This is a genomic window from Streptomyces sp. NPDC049597 (assembly GCF_040675505.1).
Classification (GTDB): domain Bacteria; phylum Actinomycetota; class Actinomycetes; order Streptomycetales; family Streptomycetaceae; genus Streptomyces.
The window spans coordinates 1-23,169 of record NZ_JBFAOY010000013.1; the positions used below are offsets into that span (position 1 = coordinate 1).

Below are 23,169 nucleotides of genomic sequence, written 5' to 3' on the forward strand. Positions count from 1 at the left end.
CTCGTCCGTTGATCTGTTTCAACGTGCCTTGTGGCGATGCGACTTGCGTGTTGAGTACACAGCCGACCGAGCGGGGCCAGCCAGGGGTGGAAGGCGTCCCGCCCCGCCGTGTCGCGGTCGGCGGCCCCGTCCGCCCTGCTCAGCCCTTCGTGCAGCTCGGCAGGCCCTTGGTGTCGCCCGAGCGGATCTTCTCCAGGGACTTCGTCGCGTCGGCGATCGTGTCGACCTTGACCAGCGTGAGGCCGTCCGGGACGTCGTCGGCGGCGCCGGCGCAGTTGTCGGCGGGGGTCAGGAAGAACTGGGCGCCGGCCTTGCGGGCGCCGACGAGCTTCATGTCGATTCCGCCGATCGGGCCGACCTTGCCGTCGTCGTCGATCGTGCCCGTCCCCGCGACGAACTTTCCTCCGGTGAGGTCCTCCGCCGTCAGCTTGTCGACGATCCCGAGGGCGAACATCAGGCCGGCGCTCGGGCCGCCGACGTCGGCGAGGTGGATGTCGATGGTGAACGGGAAGGTGTGGTCGGTACCGGCCTGGATGCCGACGATCGCGCGGTTGTCGTCCTGAGCCCTCACCGTGGTGATCGTGACCTTGCGGGTGTCCTGGGGCTCTTTGCGCGCCTTCTCCGCGGCGGCGGCGGCCTTGGCGGGGACGACGGTGAAGACGACGTCCTCGCCCGGCTTGCGCTTCACGACCTGCTCGGCGACGTCCCCGGGCTTCTTGATCTCGGTGCCGTCCACCGCGCGGATGACGTCGCCGGCGTGCAGCTTGCCCTCCGAGGGGGAGCCCTTGACGACGCTGGAGACGACCACCCGCGACGCCACCGGGATCTTCAACTGCCGCAGCGCCGCCACCTTGGCGCTCTCCTGGGACTGGTTGAACTCCTCGGCGTTCTCCTGCGTCGACTGCTCCTCGGTCTTCCCGTCGGGGTAGAGGGTGTCGTGCGGCACCACCACGTTGTCGTGGGCCAGCCAGCCGTACAGCGCCTCGACGAGGCTCATCTCGTAGTCCGCCCCGGTCACCCTCACGGTCGTCATGTTGAGGTGACCGGTGGTCGGGAAGGTCTTGTGGCCGGAGATCTTGAGCACCGGCTCGCCGTCGGCGGAGCCCAGCGTGTTCACCGTCGGGCCGGGCGACATCTCCGCGTACGGGACCTTGAAGAAGACGCCTGCGCAGAGCAGCGCGATGAAGACGAGGGTGGAGGCGAGCATCGTCGCAGTGCGGCGTGGCATGGAACGACAGTACGGGACGAGCCTGTGCGAGTACGGCCGGGGCCGGTCCGTACGAGGGCCTCTCGGCGCCTGCGTACGCTCGGGATCACTGTCGGACGACATCCGTACCGGAGGCGGCCTTCTCCATCGCGTCACGGAAGCGCGCGTACCCCGCGAGCTCGGCGATGTCCCCGCTCGTGCGGTTCCGCTGGGCCCAGCCGGCCCATATCGCCGCACCGACAGCAGCGAAAAGCGGAATCAGCAACCAGGCCAGAACTGCCATCGCGACCTCCCTACCCCATGAGTGAACGACTGAGTGATCAGCAGATTAGTCTCATCTGCGAGATCAACGCTCATGGCAGGGGTGCGGTTACGCAAATCGGGGCGGATGAGCCCGGACCGGGTTTCACGGGCGGAATCGCACTGACGACTCGTCAGGGAATGGCCGCGCAGACGGCTCCGGCTCTCGGCAGACTCCCACCCTTCCCCCTGCCTTCGGCGGGTGAACCACCGGTCCCGCGCCTGAGGCTCAACAGGCTCCGACCCACTCCTCGGTGCCGTCCGAGAATCGCTGGTGCTTCCAGATCGGCACCTCGTGCTTGAGGTCGTCGATCAGCTTCCGGCACGCCTCGAACGCCTCCCCCCGGTGCGGGCACGAAACCGCGACGACCACCGCGAGATCCCCGACCGCCAGGTCGCCCACACGGTGGACGGCGGCGAGCGCCCTGACGGGGTACTCGGCGGCCACCTTCTCGGCGATGCGGCGCATCTCCGCCTCCGCCGTCGGATGGCAGGAGTAACCCAGTGTGTCGACATCGGCGCCGCCGTCGTGGTTGCGCACGGTGCCGACGAACAGCGCGGTGCCGCCCGCGGCGTCGTCTCCCACCGCCGCGAAGACCTCGTCGACGGAGAGCGGTGTGTCACGGATCGCGAGCAGCCGGATGGGGTCCTGCGCCGCCTGCTCGCCGGGGTGGTCGTACGTGCGTGCCATGGAGCCATCGTGCCGTACGGCACCGACAGCGCGGAATAGCCCTTCCCACGGATCGGCCCCGGCCGGGCTTGGAGCCTCCTACAGGGACGCCGCGCTCCGCCTAGATCCGGCGGCGTGCCTTGCGGGCGCGTCGCACCAGCGCCGCCGTGCCCAGCAGCGCGACCGTCGCGCCCGCGGCGCCGGCGGCCGTGGCGTCCTTGCGGCCGAGGCGGCGGCCCGCGACGGTGTGCCGGCCCTCGACCTCCTCCAGCAGGGCGGCCAGCACCTCCTCGTTCGTCCACTGCGGACGCCAGCCCGCGTCGTGCAGCCGGCTCACGCTCACCACCCAGGGGTGCATCGTGTACGCGAGGTCGCCCGCGGGAGAGGGCGTGAGGCCGATGCGGTGCAGACGGGCGGCCGCGCCCAGCGCCACCGCCGAGGGCAGCTCCATCCGGCGGATGCCGCTGAGCTCCTCGACCTCCTCCTGCTCCAGCCATCCGTCGCAGCCGACGGCGAGCTCGCCCTCGACCTTCTCCAGCGCCGCGTACTCCAGAGCGCCCACGAGGTCCTCGACATGGCAGAACTGCCAGGTGGGCCGGGATCCGGCGACCACGAGCAGCCGGGGCGACTCGAAGTAGCGGGTCAGCGCGGTGTCGGTGCCGCCGACGAGAACGGCGGGCCTGACCACGGTGACGTTCAGCCCGGGATGGGCGCGGGGCGCGCGGCGGCCGAGGCGTTCGATCTCCAGCAGGTCTCCGACGCCGGTCGCCTCGGCGGTCGCCCGCAGCTCGGCGTCCTCGGAGAGCGGGATGTCGTTGTCGGGCAGCGCCCCGTAGACCATGGCGGAGGTGCACAGGACGACCCGGCGGACGCCCGCCGCCGCGGCGGCGGTCAGGACGGTCTGCGTACCGCGCACGTTGTACGCGGTGCGGGCGGCCGAGTCGGTCTCCAGGTCGAGGTCCAGCGCGAGGTGCACCACGACGTCTACGCCCCGCAGCTTCTCCGCGATCGCCGGGTCACGGACGTCGAGCACGTGCCAGTGCGCCTCGGGGACCTCACCGCGGCGCTCGTCGATCGCGACGACCTGCTTGATCTCGTCGGACGCGGCAAGGCGCCTGGTGAGCAGGTCACCGACGCCCGTGGCGGCACCGGTGACGGCCACGACGGGGCCACGCCCCTCGGGCAGGCGACCGGCGGCCGCGGTTGAGCGGTTTCGCGCTGCGCGAACCTGCGGATCTGGGGAACTCACCAGGCGTCTCCAGCGGTTGTCTTCAATACGCAAGCGAATGACGCATACGCACCAGGTGGCGTCCATCCTGCCGCAGGCCACGTGCCGGCGGGGCACCGAGCCCGCAAGCGGCCCGGATGTCGAAGCCGCACGGCCCCCCGGCCGCATAGGCTGGGTGGTGTTGTCGGGCAGTCGCCGTCGGCGGAGAGCCGGCGGCCCTACGAGCCGAGGAAACCCGTGAGTGACACCCCATTCGGATTCGGCCTTCCGCCGGAGGAGCCGGAGAACGGCGACGAGGGCAAGAAGAGGAATCCCGCCGGAGGTGGCCAGGGCTCCGGCGGATCCCCCTCCAACCCCTTCGGCTTCGGCGAGGGCGGCGGGGACAACCCCTTCGCCGCCATGTTCGGCTCGCTGAACCCCAACGATCTCGGCGCGGCGTTCCAGCAGCTCGGCCAGATGCTGAGCTACGAGGGCGGCCCGGTGAACTGGGACATGGCCAAGCAGATCGCCCGCCAGACGGTCGCCCAGGGCACGCCCGACGGGACCAAGGACGCGAGCGTCGGCCCGGTGGACCGCACCGCGGTCGAGGAGGCCGTGCGGCTCGCCGACCTGTGGCTGGACGGCGCGACCTCGCTCCCCTCGGGCGCGAGCACGGCCGTGGCGTGGAGCCGCGCGGAGTGGGTCGAGGCGACCCTCCCGGCCTGGCAGCAGCTCGTCGACCCGGTCGCCGAGCGCGTCGGTCTCGCCATGGGCGACGTGCTGCCCGAGGAGATGCAGGCCATGGCGGGCCCGCTGATCGGCATGATGCGCTCCATGGGCGGGGCGATGTTCGGCCAGCAGATCGGGCAGGCGGTCGGCGTCCTGGCCGGCGAGGTGGTCGGCTCGACCGACATCGGTCTGCCGCTGGGCCCGGCCGGCAAGGCCGCGCTCCTCCCGTTGAACGTGGACGCCCTCGGCAAGGACCTCGGCGTGCCGAAGGAGGAGGTGCGGCTGTACCTCGCGCTGCGCGAGGCGGCCCACCAGCGGCTCTTCGCCCATGTGCCGTGGCTGCGCTCGCACCTGTTCGGAGCGGTCGAGGGGTACGCCCGCGGGATCAAGGTGGACACGTCCAAGCTGGAGGACGTGGTCGGCCAGTTCGACCCCTCGCACCCCGAGCAGCTGCAGGAGGCGCTGCAGCAGGGCATGTTCCAGCCTGAGGACACCCCGGAGCAGAAGGCGGCCCTGGCCCGCCTGGAGACGGCCCTCGCACTGGTCGAGGGCTGGGTCGACGCGGTCGTCCACGAGGCCGCCTCCTCCCGTCTCACGTCCGCGCCCGCGCTGCGCGAGACGTTGCGCAGGCGCCGCGCGTCCGGCGGCCCGGCGGAGCAGACGTTCGCCACCCTGATCGGGCTGCAGCTGCGTCCGCGCAGGCTGCGGGACGCCGCCCGGCTGTGGGCCTCGCTCACGGACGCGCGCGGTGTCGACGGGCGGGACGCCCTGTGGGAGCACCCGGACATGCTGCCGACCGCGACCGACCTGGACGACCCGGACGGCTTCGTGCACCGCGAGCAGCTGGACTTCTCCGAGCTGGACAAGATGCTCGGCGAGGCCGCCGGCGGCACGTCGCCGAACCTCCACAAGCCGGACGCCGCCCAGGGGAAGCCGGGAGAGTCCGGCGAGGAGCCCGAAGGACCGGCCGGCGGCGAGGACGACACCGACAAGTGAGCCTCCACGACGACGCCGTCCTCGTGCTGAAGGGCTACCCGGCCCGCGAGGACGGCCAGGCCGCGCTGCGGCAGACGTATCTGGACCATCTGGCGGCACACCCGGACGGGATGTGGAAGTCCTGCGGTGCGGGGCATCTCACCGCGAGCGCCCTGGTCGTCGACCCGGAGCACGGGCGAGTGCTGCTCACGCTGCACCGGAAGCTCGGCATGTGGCTGCAGATGGGCGGCCACTGCGAGCCGCAGGACACGACCCTGGCCGCGGCGGCGCTGCGCGAGGCCACGGAGGAGTCCGGGATCCCCGGGCTGTCCCTGCTGCCCGGCGGCCCGGTCACCCTCGACCGGCACGCGATCCCCGCGCCGTGCCACTGGCACCTGGACGTGCAGTACGCGGCACTGGCCCCGGCCGGTGCCGAGCCCGCGATCAGCGACGAGTCACTGGACCTGCGCTGGTTCCCGTACGACGAGGTGGCGGACGTCGCCGACGCCTCGGTCGTGCGGCTCCTGGAGCGCACGCGGGCCGCGCTGTAGCACCTACGGGTGAGGGGCGGCCGGCTGAGGTCTCCCGCCGGGAGCGGGGGACGCCGACCGCCCCTGACGCACGTCCCGTCAGTTCCAGGCGTTGTTCTGGTTCTGGGCGTGTGCGCCGTGCTGGCCCACGCCGTACTGGGCGCGCAGGCCCTGCCCGAGGTCCGCGTTCTGCGGGGGCATGACCTCGCTGGGCTGGACGAGGGCGAAGCCCTGCCCGAGGAAGCTCAGCTCCCAGCCCTCCCCGGTGTTGCCGCGGCGGCGGCGCACGTTCGAGTTGTGCGTCTGGGCCTGCATCTGCACGCGGAGCGCGGAGGACCAGGCCACGATGGCGTCGGCGTCCACACTGACGTACTTGTCCGGCGTCACCTGCATCATCAGCGGCTGGCCCGAGGTCATCAGCGCGACCTTGCCCCGGCCGGAGATGTTGAGCTGGTACTTGCCGGATCCGGAGATGCCGTACTGGCTGTCCACCGCGATGACCTCGGTGTGCAGGGTGGAGTCGAGCGCCAGCACATAGGCGCTGTCGACGGTCATGCCCTCCTGGTCCACGTCGACGACGTGGACGTACTGGGCGAGATTGGCGAAGTAGACGGTGCCCTGGCCCGAGCAGCGCATCAGGTCGAGGCCCTCGCCGGTGTTGGCGCGGGCCCTGCGCTGGCTGCTCGTCTGGTACTCGCCGTCGAAGTCGACCAGCCCCTGGTAGGCGACCATCGCGCCCTTGCGGGCGAGGATGTCGTCCTGCCCGGTCAGGGTGACCCTCAGCAGCTGCGGGTTCTGCACGACGTAGCGGTCCTGGGACTGCTGCTCGGCGTAGCCGAAAAGCGGACTCTGCATGGTGTGTTCTCGCTCCCCCTCAGCCCCGGATCCGCAGGCGGTCGGTGCTGTCCTCACTCGGCTGTACGACGACGATGCCCTGGCCCGAGAAGGCCATCTGGTACGCCTCTCCGCTGCCCCGCCCGATCAGGGAGGAGGCCTTGAAGCTGCGCTTGCCCTTCACCTTGAGGTTCGGGGACCAGGCGACGAGGGCGTCCGGGTCGACATACGTCTCGTCCTCGCCGCGGCCGCAGTCGACGACGAGGGGCGTACCGCGGGAGGTCAGGGCGACCCATCCGGTGCCGGCGACCTCCACGTTCCACAGGCCCTGGCCGGCGAACTTGGCGAGGCCCTTGACCTTCTCGACGCCCCACTGGAGGTGGGCGTCGAAGGCCAGGAGGTTGGTGCCGTTGACCGAGATCGAGTCGTTGTTGAGGTTGATCACGACGACGTCGGCGCCGTAGTCGGCGAGGTAGAGCAGCCCGTCGCCGGAGCACTTCATGAGGGGCGCGCCTTCGCCGGTCACCCACTGGGCGGCGATCTGCCGGACGGCGGGCGGGTTGGGCTCGTACTGGACGAAGCCCTCGTAGGCGACCATCGAGCCGGTGCGTGCGTACAGGTCCTGGCCGGTGGCCATGGCGACCTTGAGCATGGTGCGGCCGTGGTTCTCCATCCGGGCCGCGACGGGGGTCGGGGCGAAGCCCGCGAGTTGCTGGTTCATGATCCGGGCTCCCTCAGACCTCGTAGGGCTGGACGACGATGAAGTTGCCGGGGGCGCCCCGGAACTGGAGGTTCACGGTCTCGCCGCTGTGTCCCGGGTAGGCGTTGCGGCGCAGCCGGACCTGGCTGGAGAGGATGACCTGCGAGGCCGCCGACCAGGCGACGATCGCGTTGCTGTCGGCGAACGTCGTGGGCGTGACCGGGAGGACGACGGGGACGCCGTGCGTCTTGACGACGACGGTGCCCGTGCCCTGGAACATCATCGTGAACAGCGCGCCGCCGGGGATGCCGTGGCCCTCGATGCGCCGGACCTCGTGCTGCAGCGACTCGTCGAAGGCGAGCACGTTCTCGGCGGAGACGCAGATGCCGTCGCCCTGCAGCTCGATCGAGTGCAGGTGCGCGCCGTTCTCGGCGAGGAAGACCTGGCCGCGGCCGCTGCAGCGCATCAGCTGCATCTCCTGGCCGGTGGCGTTGCCGACGATACGGCCGGCGAAACCGGCGCCCTTGTAGCTGAAGTCGACCTTGCCCTGGTACATGACCATGCTGCCCTGGCGGGCGAGCACGGGCGTACCGCCCATGGTGAGGTCGACCCGCATCATCTGCTGGTTCTGCGGGGTCCAGCGCTGGCCGGTGGGCGTCTCGCGGTACGGCTGGAGGGCCGACTGGAGGCCGGCGCCGGTCTGCGGCACGCCCTGCGGGACTGCCTGCGGGGCGCCCTGGGGCATGCCGGGCTGCTGGCCGTAGGGGGCGGGTGCGGGCTGGCCGTACGGCATTCCCGGCGGCGGGACCTGCCCGGGCATCTGGCCGGGGACCTGCCCCGGGACCTGGCCGTACTGCGGCTGCTGGGGGTGGGGCTGCGGCTGCTGGGGCTGCGGCTGGCCGTACGGGGACGGCGCCGGCGGCGGCACGGTGGCGGCCGGCGGCGTCATGGGGGCCGCCATGGTCGGAGCCGCGTGCACCTGCGGGCCCGGAGCGGGAGCCTGCTGGGCGGGAGCCGGGGCAGCGGGGGCCCCGTAGGCGGGGGCGGGCTGCGGGGCCTGAGGAGTCTGCGGGGGCTGAGGGGCGCCGAAGGCGGGCGCGGGCGCGGCGGGCGTCGCGGGCGGCGCGAAGGAAGGCGCGGCGGCCTGCGGCTGCTGCGGTGCGGGCTCCTCCTCGGCGACCTCTCCGCCGAAGTTCTTCAGCAGCGCCTCGAGGCCGCCGTCGAAGCCCTGGCCGACGGCGGCGAACCGCCACACGTCCTTGAGGTAGAAGTCGCCCAGCATCACCGCGCGCTCGGTGCTGAACTCCGAGCCGTCGAAGGCGTACCTGACGACCTCTTCGCCGCCCGCGACGATCCGGATGTAACCGGGGCCGATCTGCGACATCTGTCCGGCGCCGTCGATCGTGGCGGTGAAGGACAGCTTGTGGATGCTCGCCGGGATGCGGTCCAGCGTGACGCGGAACGACTCGGTGTCACCGGCCTGCGCGCCGAGAAGCTGGATGGACTCCTCCGGCGACTTCGGCTGGTTGAAGAAGATGAAGTACCGGTCGTCGGAGAGCTGCTCGTTCGCGTCGAGGCCGAAGCAGCTGATGTCGAAGGTCAGTCCAGGAGCAGCGATCTGCACACCTACGTACAGATCCGTTCCCGGTGTCAGATCACTGATCTTGGCCTTGTGGCCCCGTTGGAATTCCCTGGCCATGCGTTACGACCGTCCCCCATCCCGAAATACGAATGCGTCGCGCCAGGCTAACCGCTTGCGGCGACATTGAGCCAAGCCGGTACACATTCGGTACAGGACCGTCGACACCCGATCCGGAACGGGTCGTTGACGGCCGCACTTCGCACCGGGCCGACGCTCCGCGCCCGGCGGCCCTCACTCCTCGCGTGCGGCGGGCAGGTGCGGCAGCCGGCCCGCGGCGACGACGCCTTCGAGGTAGCCGCGGGCCCGTTCGGTACGGGGATAGGCCTCCAGCAGCCGCCAGAAGCGCGGCCCGTGCCCGGGGACCAGCAAGTGGGCGAGTTCGTGGACGAGCACGTAGTCGACGACGTACTCCGGCATGCCCTGCAACCGGTGCGAGAGCCGGATGCTGCCCTCGGCCGGAGTGCACGAGCCCCACCGGGTGTTCTGGTTGGTCACCCACCGCACGGAAGCCGGCCTCGCTCGTCCGTCGAGGTACTGCTCCGACAACCGCTCGGCGCGCTCGTACAGTTCACTGTCGCCGAGGACGCGCTTGCTCTCCTGCGCCGCGAGCTTGTCCAGCATCACGCCGACCCACCGGCGCTCCTCGGCCTCGGACATCCGGGCGGGAATCAGCACGATGGTGCGGTCGCCCTCGCGGTACGCGGAGACCGTTCTGCTGCGCCGGGCGCTCCTGCGGACCTCGACCGCACTCGTGACGGGCCCGCGGTGCGGGTGACGACCGGCGTTTCGCGTGGCTCCCGCGCCGCGCGCTGAGTTCTCCCCGGTGAGTCGCGGGGAAGGGTCGACGGGCACGCCCCGACGTTACCCGCTGTCAGTACGGGAAGTCCCGCCCCGGGGACGGTTCTCGCTTGATCCACTCCATGGCTGCACGATTTGAACGACTAATACGCCGCACCTGTGGACAACTTTCCCCACGCCTCGCCGCGGCCGGGCATTCTGACAGCGGTCCGAAGAGGGAAGACCAGGGAATTCACCGGGGGAACGGGGACGGATATGCATCCGATGATGAAGCCTGCCCTGCGGCGGGCATGGCGCGACCGCCAGTCCGTGCAGGTCGGGGTGACACGCGCGCATGCGGTGACGGTGGGGCCGCTGGACACCGCGACCGGCTCGCTCATCGACCTGCTGGACGGCACCCGGGGACTGGATCTCCTGCGTGCGGAGGCTCGCACGAGGGGACTGCCGGACGGGCGCGCCGACGCTCTGGTGGGCCGGCTGGCGGCCGCTGGGCTCCTGGACGACCCCGGAGCCGGCGGACCGGCCGCGGACTCGCTGCGCAGGAGACCCGACGCCGTCGACCGGCTGCGTCCGGACCTGGCGTCCCTGTCCGTGGTCCACTCCGAGCCGGGCGGAGCGATGCGGAGGCTGGCGGCGCGGCGGGCCGTACGGGTCCAGGTGCGCGGCGCCGGACGCGTCGGCGCCGTGATCGCGGCGACGCTGTCCGCGGCGGGAGTGGGGCGGGTCGAGGTCCTGGACAGCGGGTTCACCGAGCCGGGGGACGTCACACCCGGCGGACTGACCGCCGAGGACATCGGGCAGCGGCGGGACGCGGCGGCCCGGCGTCTGGTCCGCCGCTCGGCGCCCGACCGCGCTCCGCGCAGGGCGGAGGTCGCGGAGCCGGGGGGCGGCGAGCCGGCGCTCGCTCTCGTCGTGGTGGCCCCGCGCGACGGGCTCGGCGTCTACGCTCCGGACCCGTTGCCCGCCGAGGACTGGGTCACCGCCGGTATTCCGCATCTGTACGCGGGAGTTGTGGAGGCGACGGGTGTGGTGGGGCCGCTGGTGGTGCCGGGGAGCACGGCCTGCGCCACCTGTCTGGACCGTGAGCGGACCGAGCGCGATCCGGCCCGGTCGATACTGCTCGCGCAGTGGCGTTCCGGGCGGCGCAGGGCGGTGCCTTCGGCCTGTGACGCCGCGCTGGCCACGCTGGTCGCCGGGCTCGCGGCGTGTCACGCGCTGTCCTTCCTCGACGGTGACCTGCCCGCGAGCGCCGACGCCCGCTGGGAGGTGTCGCTGCCGTCGGTGCAGTGGCGGTCCGAACGGATCGCGCCCCACGCCGACTGCCCGTGCGGTGCCGCGGGCAGGACTGAGAGCAGAGACACCTCGGGGATCGGTCCGACGCACGAGACAATGGCCGGGTAGCCGCCGTCAACGGCGCGATGCCGTGAGGCAAGTGCGGCACGCCGGCTGGGAATTGGAGGGGCGTATGTCTGATCTTCCCCGGAAGGCGGTCACTCGTACCGCGAAGTTGGCCGCACTGCCGCTGGGCTTCGCCGGCCGTGCCACATGGGGACTCGGCAAGCGGATCGGCGGCAAGTCCGCGGAGATCGTGGCCCGTGAACTGCAACAGCGGACGGCGGAGCAGCTGTTCAAGGTGCTCGGCGAGCTGAAGGGAGGCGCGATGAAGTTCGGGCAGGCGATGTCCGTCTTCGAATCGGCGCTGCCCGAGGAGGTCGCCGGCCCCTACCGCGCGGCACTGACCAAGCTGCAGGACGCCGCTCCCCCGATGCCGACGCGCACCGTCCACGCCGTGCTTGCGGAGCGGATGGGCGAGGAGTGGCGCGAGCTCTTCCTGAGCTTCGAGGACAAGCCCTCGGCCGCCGCTTCCATCGGCCAGGTGCACCGGGCGGTGTGGCACGACGGTCGCGAGGTCGCGGTCAAGGTGCAGTACCCGGGCGCGGGTGACGCCCTGCTGTCGGACCTCTCCCAGCTGAGCCGCTTCGCCAAGCTCCTGGGCCCCCTCGTCCCGGGGATGGACGTCAAGCCGCTGATCGCCGAACTGCGCGACCGGGTCTCCGAGGAGCTGGACTACGAGCTGGAGGCGCAGGCACAGCGCGAGCACGCGGCGGAGTTCGCGGGCGATCCCGATGTGGTCGTGCCGGACGTGGTCCACCAGTGCGACCAGGTGCTGGTGACCGAGTGGATCGACGGCATACCGCTGGCCGAGGTGATCGCCGACGGCACACCTGAGCAGCGCGACCGCGCGGGCCAGCTGCTCTCCCGGTTCCTCTTCTCGGGCCCCGCCCGTACGGGACTGCTCCATGCCGACCCCCACCCGGGAAACTTCCGGCTCCTTCCGGGAGAGGACGGCGAGCCCCTGCGGCTCGGCGTGCTGGACTTCGGCACGGTGGACCGGCTGCCGGGCGGGCTTCCGCCCACCATCGGCGCATGTCTGCGGATGACGCTGGCGGGCGAGGCCGAGGCCGTCTACCGCATGCTGTGCGAAGAGGGCTTCGTCAAGGAGACGATCGACCTCGACCCGGAGGCGGTGCTCGAGTACCTGCTGCCGATCATCGAGCCGGCGGAGGCCGAGGAGTTCACCTTCACCCGCGGCTGGATGCGCGCGCAGGCGGCGCGGATAGCCGACATCCGCTCCCCGGCACACCAGTTGGGCAAGCAGCTCAACCTGCCGCCCGCCTATTTGCTGATACACCGTGTGACATTGAGCACCATCGGTGTGCTCTGCCAGCTGAACGCGTCGGTGCGGCTGCGGGAGGAGCTGGAGGACTGGCTGCCCGGGTTCCTCGATCCGGAGGAGGCGGAGAGCGGCACTCGCGAGGCGGTCGGGGAGCGGGACGTACTCGGCGCGGACGTGGCGCTGGAAGCACAGGGCTGACCGGAGGACCGGCCGGCGAGCGGCGGTCGGGGGCGGCTGGTGCGCGGTGTCACCACCAGGTCGAGTCGAGCCTGCCCTCGATCGCCCGGAGGTTGGCCCGTGCGCAGTCCTCGCACAGGTAGAGGCGGACCCCGTTCTCCACGGAGAAGGTCCAGGTGACCGGCGTGCCCTCGGCGGTCGCACCGCATGCTGAGCACACGGTGCTCTCCGCGTCCGGTGCCTGCTCCCCCTGCTGTCCGGGCTGCGGCGTCTTGTCCTGGTCCACCTCGCGACGATACCGCCGCGTCGGCCTCCCGCGCGGGCAACGCACCGCGGGGGCCGGTCCGTTCGGACCGGCCCCCGCGGGGACAGCGTGTGCCGTCAGTGCATGACGGCCATGGCCAGTGCGCGGCGGGCGCGCATCGACACGCGCTCGGCGCGGCGCTGCATCCGCCGGGCGGCGACCAGGCGCACGGCCTGGCGTTCCGCATCGGCTTCGCGCCGGCGCTCATGCATATGCGCACGTGCCAGGGCTTCTGGGATGAGTTGCATTTCGCGAGTCCTGTTCTGACGCGAGGCGTTCGCGCCGATGGTGGTGACAGCTGGGGTGGCGGAGCCTGACGGCTCGCTGGCGGAAGAGGTCATCGGGGCCTGCTTATGGGGATCGTGCGTGACGGGTCGGTCGATGGTTCCTGCGGTGCTCATGCCGCGACCGGGTTCTTGCGCGGGCGACCACGCGGCCGCTTGCGGGCGACGACGACACCCTGGACGAAGAGCTCTCCGCCCCACACACCCCACGGCTCACGCCGCTCCTTGGCGCCGGCGAGGCACGCCTCGATCAGCGGGCAGGTGCGGCAGAGGGACTTGGCGTACTCGACGTCGGCCGGCGACTCGGCGAAGAAGACCTCCGGGTCGTAGGAGCGGCAGGGAACCGGTACGCCGAGGTTCTCGATGGCGTCGTCGAGCGCGGTCAGCGCGGTGAGGGGAGTCAAGGTGGAGTCCTCGGGAAGGGCGGGCGGGGAGATCGGCTGGGAAGGCGGTACGGACGGGGCGTGCGCTTCGAGTTGCACGGTGTGTTGTTCCTCGTCTGTCGTGCCGGCCGGTCGGCCGGTTGGCTGTTGGTACCGGGTGCTTCTGGTCCCGAGGCCCCTTCGCTCTGTCATCCCTCTGGGGAAAACAGAAGGGCCGCGGATCCCGGGTGGGGTTCCGCGGCCCTGAAGGCGCCGGCCTGATGCTGGATCAGGCTGGATCACTCCAGGGTTCGAGCCCACGGAAGGCCCACGTCGAGTGGTGGTGCGTCGTCTGCTGCTGGGTCTTGGCACTGGCCGCCGCGAAGGCATAGGCCCGAGCCTCTGCCGCTGCTACTCCTGCTTCCAGTGCCTTGGTCGGTCGCTCATTGCGCTCCAGGAGGGGGAGACCGCCCAGGCCGGACACGGGAAGCGCGGCGAAGTCGCCGGACATACCGGTGCCGATGAACGCGGAGGAGAAGCCGAGCGAGCAGGCGGAGGCGGCAGAGCGATCGGTCATTTTGGCGGTGCTGATGAAGCTGGTCTTGATGCTGATCACTGGAATCGCCTCCTCTCGGCGTCTCGGGGACCGGGCGAGCCGGTCGCGGTATTCGGATAAGTACAGCACGAGGACAGGGCTTCAGAGAAGCCGCCGTGCTCGTGGTTAAGAACCTATGGGGCTTGCCTGGGCGGGCGCAAACTATTTTTTCGACGAGTTTGCATCAGTCCTCCTCGTCGGCCCCCATCGGCTCATCACCTGCGCAGATGGCCAGAACATCGGCGCCGAAGCGCTCCAGCTTCCGGCCGCCGACCCCGGAGATGCCGGCCAACTCGCCCTCGGTGTCCGGCACCGCCTCGGCGATCGCCATCAGCGTCTTGTCGGTGAACACGCAGTACGCGGGCTGGCCGAGCTCCTTGGCCCTGTCCGAGCGCCACTCGCGCAGCCGCTCGTACAGAGCCTCGTCCATGTCCGAGGGGCAGTCCTCACAGCGCATCAGCTTCATCTCACCGGCATCAGTGAGGGTCTTGCCGCAGACCCGGCACAGCACCGGCCCGCGCCGCTTGCGCCTGCCGCCGCTGCCGCGCTCGACACCGCTCGTCCCACCGGCCCCGCGGCTGCCCGGCGCGGCCGATCCGGGACGCAGGCCGTTCAGGAAGCGGCTCGGGCGGCGGGAGGCGCGGCCGCCCGGCGAGCGGGACAGCGCCCACGACAGGCACAGGTGGAGCCGGGCGCGCGTGACGCCCACATAGAGCAGTCGGCGCTCCTCCTCGACCTGCTCGTCGGTCTTGGCGTAGGTGATCGGCATCATGCCCTCGGTGAGGCCGACCAGGAACACCGCGTCCCACTCCAGTCCCTTCGCCGAGTGCAGGGAGGCGAGGGTGACGCCCTGCACCGTGGGGGCGTGCTGCGCGGCGGCACGCTCGTCGAGCTCGGCGACGAGATCCGCGAGCGTGGCGCCGGGCTTGGCGCGGGCGAAGTCCTCGGCGAGGCGGACCAGTGCCGCGAGGGACTCCCAGCGGTCGCGCACCGCGCCCGACCCCGCGGGCGGCTCGGTCGTCCAGCCCTTCGTGGAGAGTACGGCCCGGACCTGGGCGGGCAGGTCCTGCGCGTCGTCGAGCAGGGAGTCGTTGGACCCCGCCCGGGCGGCGCCGCGCAGGGCGACCCCGGCCTCGCGGACCTCCTGGCGCTCGAAGAAGCGCTCCGCGCCGCGCAGCTGGTACGGCACGCCCGCGTCGGCCAGGGCCTGCTCGTAGACCTCGGACTGGGCGTTGATCCGGTAGAGAACGGCGATCTCGCCGGCCGGGACGCCCGCGGCGATCAGGTCGCGGATGCGGCGGGCGGTGCCTTCGGCCTCGGCGGGCTCGTCCCCGTACTCCACGTAAGCCGGCTCGGGGCCGGGATCGCGCTGGGAGACCAGCTCGAGACGGTGCTCGGCGGCGCGGCCGCGGGCCTGGCCGAGCAGTCCGTTGGCCAGGTGCACGACCTGGGGTGTGGAGCGGTAGTCGCGGACCAGCTTGACCACGGTCGCGTCGGGGTGGCGGGTGCGGAAGTTCAGCAGGTGGTCGGGGGTGGCGCCGGTGAACGAGTAGATCGTCTGGCTGGCGTCGCCGACCACGCACAGGCTGTCCCGGTCCCCGAGCCACAGGTCCAGCAGGCGCTGCTGGAGCGGGCTCACGTCCTGGTACTCGTCGACCACGAAGTGCTGGTACTGGCGGTGGACCTGCTCGGCGATGTCGTGCCGGTCCTGGAGGATGCCGACCGTGAGCAGCAGCACGTCCTCGAAGTCGATGGCCGAGCGGTCGCGCTTGAGCTGCTCGTACATCGCGTAGATCTGGCTGATTTCCGCCGGGTCGCGCGGAGCCTCCCGCAGGGACTTGGCGACCGCGGCCGGGTAGTCGGCGGGCACGGTCTGGGTGACCTTGGCCCACTCGATCTCGCTGGTCACGTCCCGCAGCTCGTTGCGGTCGAGGCGGACGCGGCAGCGGGCGGCGGCCTCGGCGACCAGCTGGATCTTGCGCTCCAGGAGCCGGGGCAGGTCGCCGCCGACGGCTTTCGGCCAGAAGTACTGCAGCTGGCGCAAGGCCGCGGAGTGGAAGGTGCGGGCCTGGACGCCGCCGGCTCCGAGCTGGCGCAGTCGGCCCCGCATCTCACCGGCCGCCCGGTTGGTGAACGTGACCGCGAGCACGCTGGCGGGCTGGAGTATCCCCGCGCGGACGCCGTAGGCGATGCGGTGGGTGATCGCGCGCGTCTTGCCCGTGCCGGCGCCGGCCAGCACACACACCGGGCCGTGCAGGGCCGTCGCCACCTCGCGCTGCTCGGGGTCGAGCCCGTCGAGCACCGCGTCGGCCGACTCGGGGACCTGCGGGAAAAGAGAGGAGTGCGTTGCTGCTGTCACCCCGCCATGCTGCCAGTTCCCGGGAGGCGGGTGCGGCGGTTGTCCACAGGGACCCGGTATTCGTCATACGAACCGGCACAGGCCGCGTACCCGCCGGCACAGGGCGTGCACACGCGGCACCGGTGCGCCGGATGCCGTCGTCAGCGGGTTCGGGAATCGCCGGGCCGGTCGCTTACGTTCTAGGGCGAGGTGAACACGCACCCGCGAGCTGAGGAGCACGAGAGACGATGCAGGGCACTGTGACGATGTACAGCACCACCTGGTGCGGCTACTGCCGCCGCCTGAAGAGCCAGATGGACCGCGAGGGCATCGCGTACACCGAGGTCAACATCGAGCTGGACCCGGAGTCGGCGGCCTTCGTCGAGAAGGCCAACGGCGGCAACCAGACCGTGCCGACCGTCCTGTTCCCGGACGGTTCCACGCTGACGAACCCGTCGCTCGCCCAGGTCAAGCAGAAGATCGGCGCCTAGCACGTCCCCGTGCGGGGCCCCGCGGCAGCGGGGTCCGGACGGTCAGAGCACATCCCCGGGCCTGGGCAGCGGCTTGCCGTACCAGAGCTCGATGAGGCGGGCCGCGATCGAGATGCCGTACGGAGGCAGCACCTCCCCGGACTCGAACGCGGCCCGCAGGTCCTCCCGGGAGAACCAGCGCGCCTCGTGGATCTCCTCACCGTCCACGGTGATCTCCGACGAGGTCGCCTGCGCGGTGAAGCCGAGCATCAGACTGGAGGGGAAGGGCCAGGGCTGGCTGGCGACGTACTGCACGTCGCCGACGGTGACGCCCACCTCCTCGCGCACCTCCCGCCGCACGGACTGCTCGATCGACTCGCCGGGCTCCACGAAGCCCGCGAGCGTCGAGAAACGACCCTCGGGCCAGTGCACCTGGCGGCCGAGCAGGGCACGGTCCTCGTCGTCCGTGACGAGCATGATCACGGCGGGGTCGGTCCTCGGGTAGTGCTCGGCGCCGCACGCCTGGCAGCGGCGGATGTGCCCCGCTGCCGCGATGACGGTGCGCTCGCCGCAGCGTGAGCAGAAGCGGTGCAGCCGCTGCCAGTTCTCCAGCGCCACCGCGTGCACCAGCAGCCCCGCGTCCCGCGGGCTGAGCAGCAGACCCGCCTCGCGCAGCCCCGCGGGCCGGGCCGACTGGTCCATACGGCCGGGCAGCGCGTCCTTCTGGAGGGCGAAGTAGCGCACCCCGTCCTCGTCCGTGCCGAGGAAGTAGCGGTGCGTCTCGGTGACCGGCGCCTCGAAGGCGGGCGTCATGACCAGCTCGGTGCGGCCGTCCGGCGTGTCGTCAATCAGCGCCTGGCCGCCGGAGACGACGAAGACCCGGGTCGTGGGGTGGCTCCACGCCGCAGCGAGCCATGCCTCGTCGAGACGGTTGTGCGCTTCGCGGTCGATGCCGCTCGGCGCGGTCAGCGCGATGGGGCGGTCTGCGGCGGCGTAGCTGTCGGTGCTCACGGTGTTCTTCCAACTCCCCCGGGGTGATAGGTGTCGGTTCAGCGAAGTGCGTCGGCCAGGTCGCCCCACAGGTGGGCGGAGGCTTCCACGCCCTTGACGAGGAGGTCGAGCTCGACCTTCTCGTCGGGTGCGTGCCAGCCGTCGGACGGTACGGAGATGCCGAGGAACAGGACGGGGGCGTCGAGAACGTCCTGGAGGTCGGCGGCCGGGCCGGAGCCTCCCTCGCGGGTGAAGCGGATCTTCCGGCCGTTGAAGGCGCGGCTCATGGCCCGTACGACCGACCGCAGGGCCGGGTGGTCCAGCGGCGTCAGGCACGGACGGGTGGCGGCGCCGAAGACGATCTCGTGGCGGATCCCGGCGGGTACGCGGTCGGCGACCCAGTCGGCGACGGCCCGCTCGATCTTGTCCGGCTGCTGCCCGGCCACCAGCCGGAACGACAGCTTCACGAAGGCCGACGACGGGACGATCGTCTTGCCGCCGGCGCCCTGGTAACCGCCGCCGATGCCGTTGACCTCGGCGGTCGGGCGGGCCCAGATGCGCTCCAGCGTGGTGTACCCGGCCTCGCCGAGGGTTCCGTGGGACTTGGCGGTGCGCAGCCACGACTCCTGGTCGAAGGGCAGCTCGGCGAACAGCTCCCGCTCGGCGTCGTCCAGCGGCGCTATGCCGTCGTAGAAACCGGGGACGGTGACCCGCTCGTCCTCGTCGTGCAGGGCGGCGACGATGCGGGCGGCGACCGTGGCCGGGTTGGGGACGGCGCCGCCGAACGAACCGGAGTGGATGTCCTGGTCGGGGCCGTACAGGGTGATCTCGCAGTCGGCGAGGCCCCGCATGCCGGTGCAGACCGTGGGCGTGGTCTCGGACCACATGCCGGTGTCGGAGACGATCACGGCGTCGGCCGCGAGGCGGTGCGCGTGCTCCTCGACGAGCGCACGGAAGTGGGGAGAGCCCGACTCCTCCTCACCCTCGACGAGCAGCTTGAGGTTGACGGCGGGTGCCGTGCGGCCGGTGGCGGCGAGGTGCGCGCGTACGCCGAGGGTGTGGAAGAACACCTGCCCCTTGTCGTCGGCGGCGCCCCGCGCGTACAGGCGGCCGTCTTCGACCACCGGCTCGAACGGGTCGGTGCGCCAGCCGTCCTCGCGGGCCGCGGGCTGCACGTCGTGGTGACCGTAGACCAGCACGGTGGGCGCGTCCGGGTCGCTGGACGGCCACTCGGCGAACACGGCGGGAGCGCCCGGCGTCGGCCAGACCTCGGTGACGGGGAAGCCGGTCTCCGCGAGCTTGGCCGCGAGCCACTCGGCGCTGCGCCGTACGTCGTCGTCGTGGTCGGGCTGCGCCGACACGGACGGGATCCGCAGCCACTCGACGAGGTCGTCGACGAAGGCGGTGCGGTGCTGCTCGATGTACGTACGGACGGCGTTGTCCGGGGTCTCGCTCATGCTCCTGAGCCTAACGGGCGACCGGCTCCGGCTCGTCGGCCGTCCCACCCAGCAGGATGCGCTCCAGCCCCGCGCGGTCGGGGAGCCCGCCGGGTCGGACGACCTCCCCGCTGCGGACGAAGACGAACGCGGCGGAGACGGCGTCCAGCGGGACGCCCTGCTGCTCGGCCCAGGCGAGGCGGTAGACCGCGAGCTGGAGGGGGTCGGCGGAGCCGTCGCGGGCGGTCTTCCAGTCGACGATCTCGTACGTGTGCTCCCCGGTGCGGTACACCGCGTCGATACGGCCCCGTACGACGCGGCCCGCGAGGGTGATCTGGAACGACGCCTCGACGCGGTACGGGGTGCGGCGGGCGTACTCGGTGCGGTAGAACGCGTCCTTGAGGGCGGCGAGGTCCTGCTCGTCGGCGATGTCGTGCACGTCGGCGACGGCTCCCGGGGCGCCCGGAGCCCCCGGGAGGTCGTCCGGGTCGAGCATCGGCAGCGGCAGCTCCTCGAACCGCGACTCCACCCAGGCGTGGAACCTGGTGCCGCGCCGCGCGGCGCGCTGCGGTGGCCGGGGCATGGGGCGGGCGAGGTCGCGGGCGAAGCCGTCGGGGTCGGCGGCGAGACGCAGGAGCTGCGAGGCGGACAGGGAACGCGGCAGCGGGACGTCACGGGTGGAGGCGCGGGCGCGGCGGAGTTCGCCGGTGAGCGCGTCGAGATCGCGGTCCCACGAGGCGATGGTGCGGGCGTCCTCGGGAGTGAGGTCCCCCACCCCTCCCCCTACGCCTGGCGGCGTGGGGGGACCCCCACTTCCCTGGACCAGGGGCGTGCCCCCGGACCCCCGGGGCGGCCGATCGTCGGACGCGGGGGCTGACGCCCCCTCGCCCCGGGTCGCGCCCGCTTCGCGGCGCGAGGGCGAGCCGGCCCCGGCTCCGCCGGGCTCGCGGTTCGCGGGAGGCGCGGGGACCGGGCCGGCGGACTCGCGGCGACGTGAGGACGAGGCTGTGGCCCCGTCGCCGGGCTCCCCGTCCGCGAACGGTGCGGTGACCGATCCGGCAGATTCGCCGTACGACGCGGGCGTGGGGATCTCCTCCCCAAGCTCCCCGTGCACAGGCGGCGCGGGGACCGGGCCGGCGGACTCGCGGCGTCGCGCCCCGTCGCCGGGCTCCCCAGGCGGCGCGGTCGCCGGTCCATCGGCCTCGCCGTACGACGCGGGCGGCTCCCGGTGGGTGTGCTCGGGCGACCGGTCCTGTTGGTGGGGGACGAGCGGCGGGGTGGCCATGTCGTCGTAGGGGGGCTCCTCCTCGTCGGCCGGAGGCTCCTCGGGCCACTCCCAGTCGTCGGGCGCGTCCGGAGCGGCCGGATCAGCCGCAGGCCCGGGCGGTGCCGTCGTGAGGGACGCCATGTGGGCCAGCACGGTCTCCGCCGCCTTGCGGCGGCGGGACAGGGACTCCGGATCCAGGGGCAGCGGCCAGGCGTGGTCCGCGTCCGCCGCCCGCAGCGCAGGGTTCTCCGCGTCCTCCTCGGGCTCCTCCGCCCAGACCTCGATCTCGCCGTGGCCCTGCGCGCAGTGCTCGTACAGCGCCTGGAGGAACGACGAAGGACCCCGGCGGCGCTTCTGGCTGGGGCCCCACCAGTGCGCCGAACCGAGGAGGAGGGAGCGGGGGCGGGTGAAGGTCACGTATCCCAGGCGCAGTTCCTCCGTGTACTGGTGGTCCTTCATCGACTCCTTGAACGCCTTCAGGCCCCGCGCGTCCCACGACCGCACGTCCGGGAGCGTGTCCGCGTCCCCCCGCAGCGCGTGCGGGAGCACCTTGGCCTGCGAGGTCCAGGACTCGCGCGCCTGGTCGTTCGGGAAGTGCTTGGCGACGAGCCCCGGCACGGCGACGACGTCCCATTCGAGGCCCTTCGACTTGTGCGCGGTCAGAACCTTGACGGTGTTCTCGCCGCCCGGGAGGGCGTTGTCCAGGCCCTTCTCGTACTGCGCGGCGGTCCGCAGGAAGCCGAGGAACGCCAGCAGCGTCGCCTCGCCGTCCAGCGCGGCGAACCCGGCCGCGACGTCCATGAAGTTGGCGAGGGTCTCACGCCGCCGGGCCGCGAGGGCGTGCGGGGAGGCGGACAGCTCCACCTCGAGTCCGGTGGCGGACAGCACCCGGTGCAGGACGTCCATCAGCGGATCGGCCAGCGCCCTGCGCAGATCGCGCAGCTCGGCCGCGAGACGCGCGAACCGCACCCGCGCGTCGGCCGAGAAGGGCAGGCCGTCGTCCTCCCCGCCGCCCGGCTCCAGGAAGGTGTCCAGGGCGTCGGCCAGCGAGACGACCTCGGCCGGGTCGGTGCCCTCGACCGCCGCCGCGAGGCGCTGGTCGGGGTCGTCGTCGGCGCCGGTCCGGTGCACCAGCAGCCGTGCCCGGCGGCCCAGGAGTGCCAGGTCGCGCGGCCCGATCCGCCAGCGCGGACCGGTCAGGAGGCGTACGAGTGAGGCGTTGGCTCCCGGGTCCTGGAGGACCTCGCACACGGCCACCAGGTCGGCGACCTCCGGCAGGTGCAGCAGCCCGGACAGGCCCACCACCTCGACGGGGACGTCACGGGCGACGAGGGCCGCCTGGATCTCGGGGAAGTCGCCTGCCGTACGGCACAGGACCGCGATCTCGCCCGGCTCCTTGCCGGTGCGCACCAGGTGGGCGATCGAGTCGGCGAGCCAGTCGATCTCCTCGGCGTGCGTGGGCAGCAGGGCGCAGCGGACGAGGCCGTCCCGCTCGGCGCCGGGCGCGGGCCGCAACGCCTCCACCCCTTCGTGCATCGCCCGCAGCGGCGCCGCCAGGTGGTTGGCCAGGTGCAGCAGCCGGCCTCCGCTGCGGCGGTTCTCGCTGAGCGAGAAGCGGGCGGCGGGGCTGCCGTCGGCGAAGGGGAAGTGGAGCGGGAAGTCGTCCAGGTTGGCCACGGACGCGCCGCGCCAGCCGTAGATCGCCTGGCAGGGGTCGCCGACCGCGGTGACGGCGTGCCCCGTGCCCTGCCCGAACAGCCCGGACAGCAGCAGCCGCTGCGCCACCGAGGTGTCCTGGTACTCGTCGAGCAGGACGACCCGGAACTCGTCCCGCAGGATCGTGCCGACCTCGGGTCGGGTGAGCGCGAGTTCCGCGGAGAGAGCGATCTGGTCACCGAAGTCGAGCAGATCGCGCTCGCGCTTGGCCGCCCGGTAACGGACGGTCAGATCGAGCAGCTCGCGGCGGGCCGCCGCCGCTTCGGGGACCTTGCGGAGGTCGGCGTTGCTCAGCTTGGCGGTCTCCAGGATGCCCAGCAGCTCGGTGTCGTACGCCGCGAGCCGCTCGGGGGGCACCAGATGCTCCGCGAGTTCCGCGTCGAGTGCGAGGACGTCGCTGACGAGCGAGGGGAAGGACCGGGTGAGCGCCGGATAGGGGCCCGGGGCTTCGCGCAGCACGCGCGCTGCGAGCTGGTAGCGCGTGGCGTCGGCGAGGAGCCGCGCCGACGGCTCGAGCCCTATGCGCAGGCCGTGGTCGGTCAGCAGCTGGCCGGCGAAGGCGTGGTACGTCGAGATGCGGGGCTCGCCGGGAGGGTTGTCGGGATCGATCGCGTCCGGGTCCGTCACCCCCGCCCGTACGAGCGCGGTCCGGACGCGCTCGGCGAGCTCGCCCGCCGCCTTGTTGGTGAACGTGAGGCCGAGGACCTGCTCGGGCGCGACCTGGCCGGTGCCCACCAGCCACACCACGCGCGCCGCCATCACCGTCGTCTTCCCCGAGCCGGCGCCGGCCACGATGACCTGCGGGGCGGGCGGCGCGGTGATGCAGGCCGTCTGCTCCGGGGTGAACGGGATGCCGAGGAGCTCCTTGAGCTGCTCGGGGTCGGTGATGCGTGCGGTCACCTCAGAGAGGCTAATGGGGACCGCCGACAGCGGCGGTCCCCATGGGCCGGGAGCGGAGGCG

At 72.2% G+C, this 23,169-nt stretch carries 21 protein-coding genes; 5 read left to right on the top strand and 16 right to left on the bottom strand.

All coding sequences use genetic code 11. The annotated features are described in order from the left end of the window. Nucleotides 1-139 precede the first annotated feature (139 nt). From AB0K02_RS16730 to AB0K02_RS16745, 4 genes are all read right to left on the bottom strand, one after another. Nucleotides 140-1,228, bottom strand: a complete 1,089-nt coding sequence (locus AB0K02_RS16730; RefSeq protein WP_365993179.1) for a PDZ domain-containing protein — start codon at nucleotides 1,226-1,228, stop codon at nucleotides 140-142. Between the two features lie 85 nt (nucleotides 1,229-1,313). Then, the gene (locus AB0K02_RS16735) at nucleotides 1,314-1,490 is read right to left on the bottom strand and encodes a hypothetical protein (RefSeq protein ID WP_177153800.1); all 177 of its coding nucleotides are present in this window, start codon (nucleotides 1,488-1,490) and stop codon (nucleotides 1,314-1,316) included. Nucleotides 1,491-1,736: 246 nt separating this feature from the next. Beyond that, nucleotides 1,737-2,198, bottom strand: a complete 462-nt coding sequence (locus AB0K02_RS16740) for a molybdenum cofactor biosynthesis protein MoaE (protein ID WP_365993180.1) — start codon at nucleotides 2,196-2,198, stop codon at nucleotides 1,737-1,739. A 100-nt stretch (nucleotides 2,199-2,298) separates the two neighbouring features. Beyond that, nucleotides 2,299-3,426, bottom strand: a complete 1,128-nt coding sequence (locus AB0K02_RS16745; RefSeq protein ID WP_365993181.1) for an SDR family oxidoreductase — start codon at nucleotides 3,424-3,426, stop codon at nucleotides 2,299-2,301. Nucleotides 3,427-3,642: 216 nt separating this feature from the next. Here AB0K02_RS16745 and AB0K02_RS16750 point away from each other — a divergent pair, with 216 nt between their 5' ends. Continuing rightward, a complete protein-coding gene (locus AB0K02_RS16750) occupies nucleotides 3,643-5,109 on the top strand; it encodes a zinc-dependent metalloprotease (protein ID WP_365993182.1) in 1,467 nt (488 codons plus the stop codon). After that, nucleotides 5,106-5,639 carry an NUDIX hydrolase gene (locus AB0K02_RS16755; protein ID WP_365993183.1) on the top strand — a complete coding sequence of 178 codons (534 nt, stop codon included), beginning with the start codon at nucleotides 5,106-5,108 and terminating at the stop codon, nucleotides 5,637-5,639. Before AB0K02_RS16750 ends, AB0K02_RS16755 begins: the two co-directional genes overlap by 4 nt. 78 nt (nucleotides 5,640-5,717) lie before the next feature. On the opposite strand, the gene AB0K02_RS16760 is transcribed toward AB0K02_RS16755, so the two are convergent. From AB0K02_RS16760 to AB0K02_RS16775, 4 genes are all read right to left on the bottom strand, one after another. Beyond that, nucleotides 5,718-6,473, bottom strand: a complete 756-nt coding sequence (locus AB0K02_RS16760; protein ID WP_365993184.1) for an AIM24 family protein — start codon at nucleotides 6,471-6,473, stop codon at nucleotides 5,718-5,720. A gap of 19 nt (nucleotides 6,474-6,492) precedes the next feature. Beyond that, nucleotides 6,493-7,173: an AIM24 family protein gene (locus AB0K02_RS16765; protein ID WP_365993185.1), complete on the bottom strand. Its 681-nt coding sequence runs from the start codon at nucleotides 7,171-7,173 to the stop codon at nucleotides 6,493-6,495. 13 nt (nucleotides 7,174-7,186) lie between these two features. After that, entirely contained in the window at nucleotides 7,187-8,851 is a 1,665-nt protein-coding gene (locus AB0K02_RS16770) for a TerD family protein (protein WP_365993186.1), read from the bottom strand. A gap of 174 nt (nucleotides 8,852-9,025) precedes the next feature. Further along, nucleotides 9,026-9,646, bottom strand: a complete 621-nt coding sequence (locus AB0K02_RS16775) for a M48 family metallopeptidase (protein ID WP_365993187.1) — start codon at nucleotides 9,644-9,646, stop codon at nucleotides 9,026-9,028. A 201-nt stretch (nucleotides 9,647-9,847) separates the two neighbouring features. On the opposite strand from AB0K02_RS16775, the gene AB0K02_RS16780 reads away from it, so the two are divergent. Both AB0K02_RS16780 and AB0K02_RS16785 read left to right on the top strand, forming a co-directional pair. Next, the gene (locus AB0K02_RS16780; RefSeq protein WP_365993188.1) at nucleotides 9,848-10,993 is read left to right on the top strand and encodes a TOMM precursor leader peptide-binding protein; all 1,146 of its coding nucleotides are present in this window, start codon (nucleotides 9,848-9,850) and stop codon (nucleotides 10,991-10,993) included. A 64-nt stretch (nucleotides 10,994-11,057) separates the two neighbouring features. Next, entirely contained in the window at nucleotides 11,058-12,467 is a 1,410-nt protein-coding gene (locus AB0K02_RS16785) for an AarF/ABC1/UbiB kinase family protein (RefSeq protein WP_365993189.1), read from the top strand. 49 nt (nucleotides 12,468-12,516) lie between these two features. On the opposite strand, the gene AB0K02_RS16790 is transcribed toward AB0K02_RS16785, so the two are convergent. From AB0K02_RS16790 to AB0K02_RS16810, 5 genes are all read right to left on the bottom strand, one after another. Beyond that, on the bottom strand, nucleotides 12,517-12,732 hold the full coding sequence (locus AB0K02_RS16790; protein ID WP_365993190.1) for a hypothetical protein: 216 nt from the start codon (nucleotides 12,730-12,732) through the stop codon (nucleotides 12,517-12,519). 95 nt (nucleotides 12,733-12,827) lie between these two features. Further along, entirely contained in the window at nucleotides 12,828-13,151 is a 324-nt protein-coding gene (locus AB0K02_RS16795; protein ID WP_365993191.1) for a hypothetical protein, read from the bottom strand. Continuing rightward, nucleotides 13,148-13,516 (bottom strand): WhiB family transcriptional regulator, encoded by a 369-nt coding sequence (locus tag AB0K02_RS16800; protein ID WP_365993192.1) that lies wholly within the window; start codon nucleotides 13,514-13,516, stop codon nucleotides 13,148-13,150. The genes AB0K02_RS16795 and AB0K02_RS16800 overlap by 4 nt, the downstream gene beginning before the upstream one ends. Before the next feature lie 169 nt (nucleotides 13,517-13,685). Continuing rightward, entirely contained in the window at nucleotides 13,686-14,012 is a 327-nt protein-coding gene (locus tag AB0K02_RS16805; protein WP_365993193.1) for a hypothetical protein, read from the bottom strand. 163 nt (nucleotides 14,013-14,175) lie between these two features. Beyond that, nucleotides 14,176-16,350: an ATP-dependent DNA helicase UvrD2 gene (locus AB0K02_RS16810; protein WP_365993194.1), complete on the bottom strand. Its 2,175-nt coding sequence runs from the start codon at nucleotides 16,348-16,350 to the stop codon at nucleotides 14,176-14,178. A 227-nt stretch (nucleotides 16,351-16,577) separates the two neighbouring features. On the opposite strand from AB0K02_RS16810, the gene AB0K02_RS16815 reads away from it, so the two are divergent. Next, complete coding sequence (locus AB0K02_RS16815; protein ID WP_177150610.1) at nucleotides 16,578-16,820, top strand: mycoredoxin; 243 nt, start codon at nucleotides 16,578-16,580, stop codon at nucleotides 16,818-16,820. A 42-nt stretch (nucleotides 16,821-16,862) separates the two neighbouring features. On the opposite strand, the gene nudC is transcribed toward AB0K02_RS16815, so the two are convergent. Genes nudC through AB0K02_RS16830 form a run of 3 tightly spaced genes read right to left on the bottom strand, consistent with a single transcriptional unit; the run spans nucleotide 16,863 to nucleotide 23,108 of the window. Then, on the bottom strand, nucleotides 16,863-17,810 hold the full coding sequence (gene nudC, locus AB0K02_RS16820) for an NAD(+) diphosphatase (protein WP_365993195.1): 948 nt from the start codon (nucleotides 17,808-17,810) through the stop codon (nucleotides 16,863-16,865). A gap of 38 nt (nucleotides 17,811-17,848) precedes the next feature. After that, nucleotides 17,849-19,246 (bottom strand): dipeptidase, encoded by a 1,398-nt coding sequence (locus AB0K02_RS16825; RefSeq protein WP_365993196.1) that lies wholly within the window; start codon nucleotides 19,244-19,246, stop codon nucleotides 17,849-17,851. A 10-nt stretch (nucleotides 19,247-19,256) separates the two neighbouring features. Then, nucleotides 19,257-23,108 carry a UvrD-helicase domain-containing protein gene (locus AB0K02_RS16830; RefSeq protein ID WP_365993197.1) on the bottom strand — a complete coding sequence of 1,284 codons (3,852 nt, stop codon included), beginning with the start codon at nucleotides 23,106-23,108 and terminating at the stop codon, nucleotides 19,257-19,259. Nucleotides 23,109-23,169 lie beyond the last annotated feature (61 nt).

What these genes read in the sequence shown, in the direction of transcription:
- AB0K02_RS16730 (WP_365993179.1), bottom strand. Translation starts at nt 1,228, where the DNA reads ATGCCACGCCGCACTGCGACGATGCTCGCCTCCACCCTCGTCTTCATC.
- AB0K02_RS16735 (WP_177153800.1), bottom strand. Translation starts at nt 1,490, where the DNA reads ATGGCAGTTCTGGCCTGGTTGCTGATTCCGCTTTTCGCTGCTGTCGGT.
- AB0K02_RS16740 (WP_365993180.1), bottom strand. Translation starts at nt 2,198, where the DNA reads ATGGCACGCACGTACGACCACCCCGGCGAGCAGGCGGCGCAGGACCCC.
- AB0K02_RS16760 (WP_365993184.1), bottom strand. Translation starts at nt 6,473, where the DNA reads ATGCAGAGTCCGCTTTTCGGCTACGCCGAGCAGCAGTCCCAGGACCGC.
- AB0K02_RS16765 (WP_365993185.1), bottom strand. Translation starts at nt 7,173, where the DNA reads ATGAACCAGCAACTCGCGGGCTTCGCCCCGACCCCCGTCGCGGCCCGG.
- AB0K02_RS16770 (WP_365993186.1), bottom strand. Translation starts at nt 8,851, where the DNA reads ATGGCCAGGGAATTCCAACGGGGCCACAAGGCCAAGATCAGTGATCTG.
- AB0K02_RS16780 (WP_365993188.1), top strand. Translation starts at nt 9,848, where the DNA reads ATGCATCCGATGATGAAGCCTGCCCTGCGGCGGGCATGGCGCGACCGC.
- AB0K02_RS16785 (WP_365993189.1), top strand. Translation starts at nt 11,058, where the DNA reads ATGTCTGATCTTCCCCGGAAGGCGGTCACTCGTACCGCGAAGTTGGCC.
- AB0K02_RS16795 (WP_365993191.1), bottom strand. Translation starts at nt 13,151, where the DNA reads ATGAGCACCGCAGGAACCATCGACCGACCCGTCACGCACGATCCCCAT.
- AB0K02_RS16815 (WP_177150610.1), top strand. Translation starts at nt 16,578, where the DNA reads ATGCAGGGCACTGTGACGATGTACAGCACCACCTGGTGCGGCTACTGC.
- AB0K02_RS16825 (WP_365993196.1), bottom strand. Translation starts at nt 19,246, where the DNA reads ATGAGCGAGACCCCGGACAACGCCGTCCGTACGTACATCGAGCAGCAC.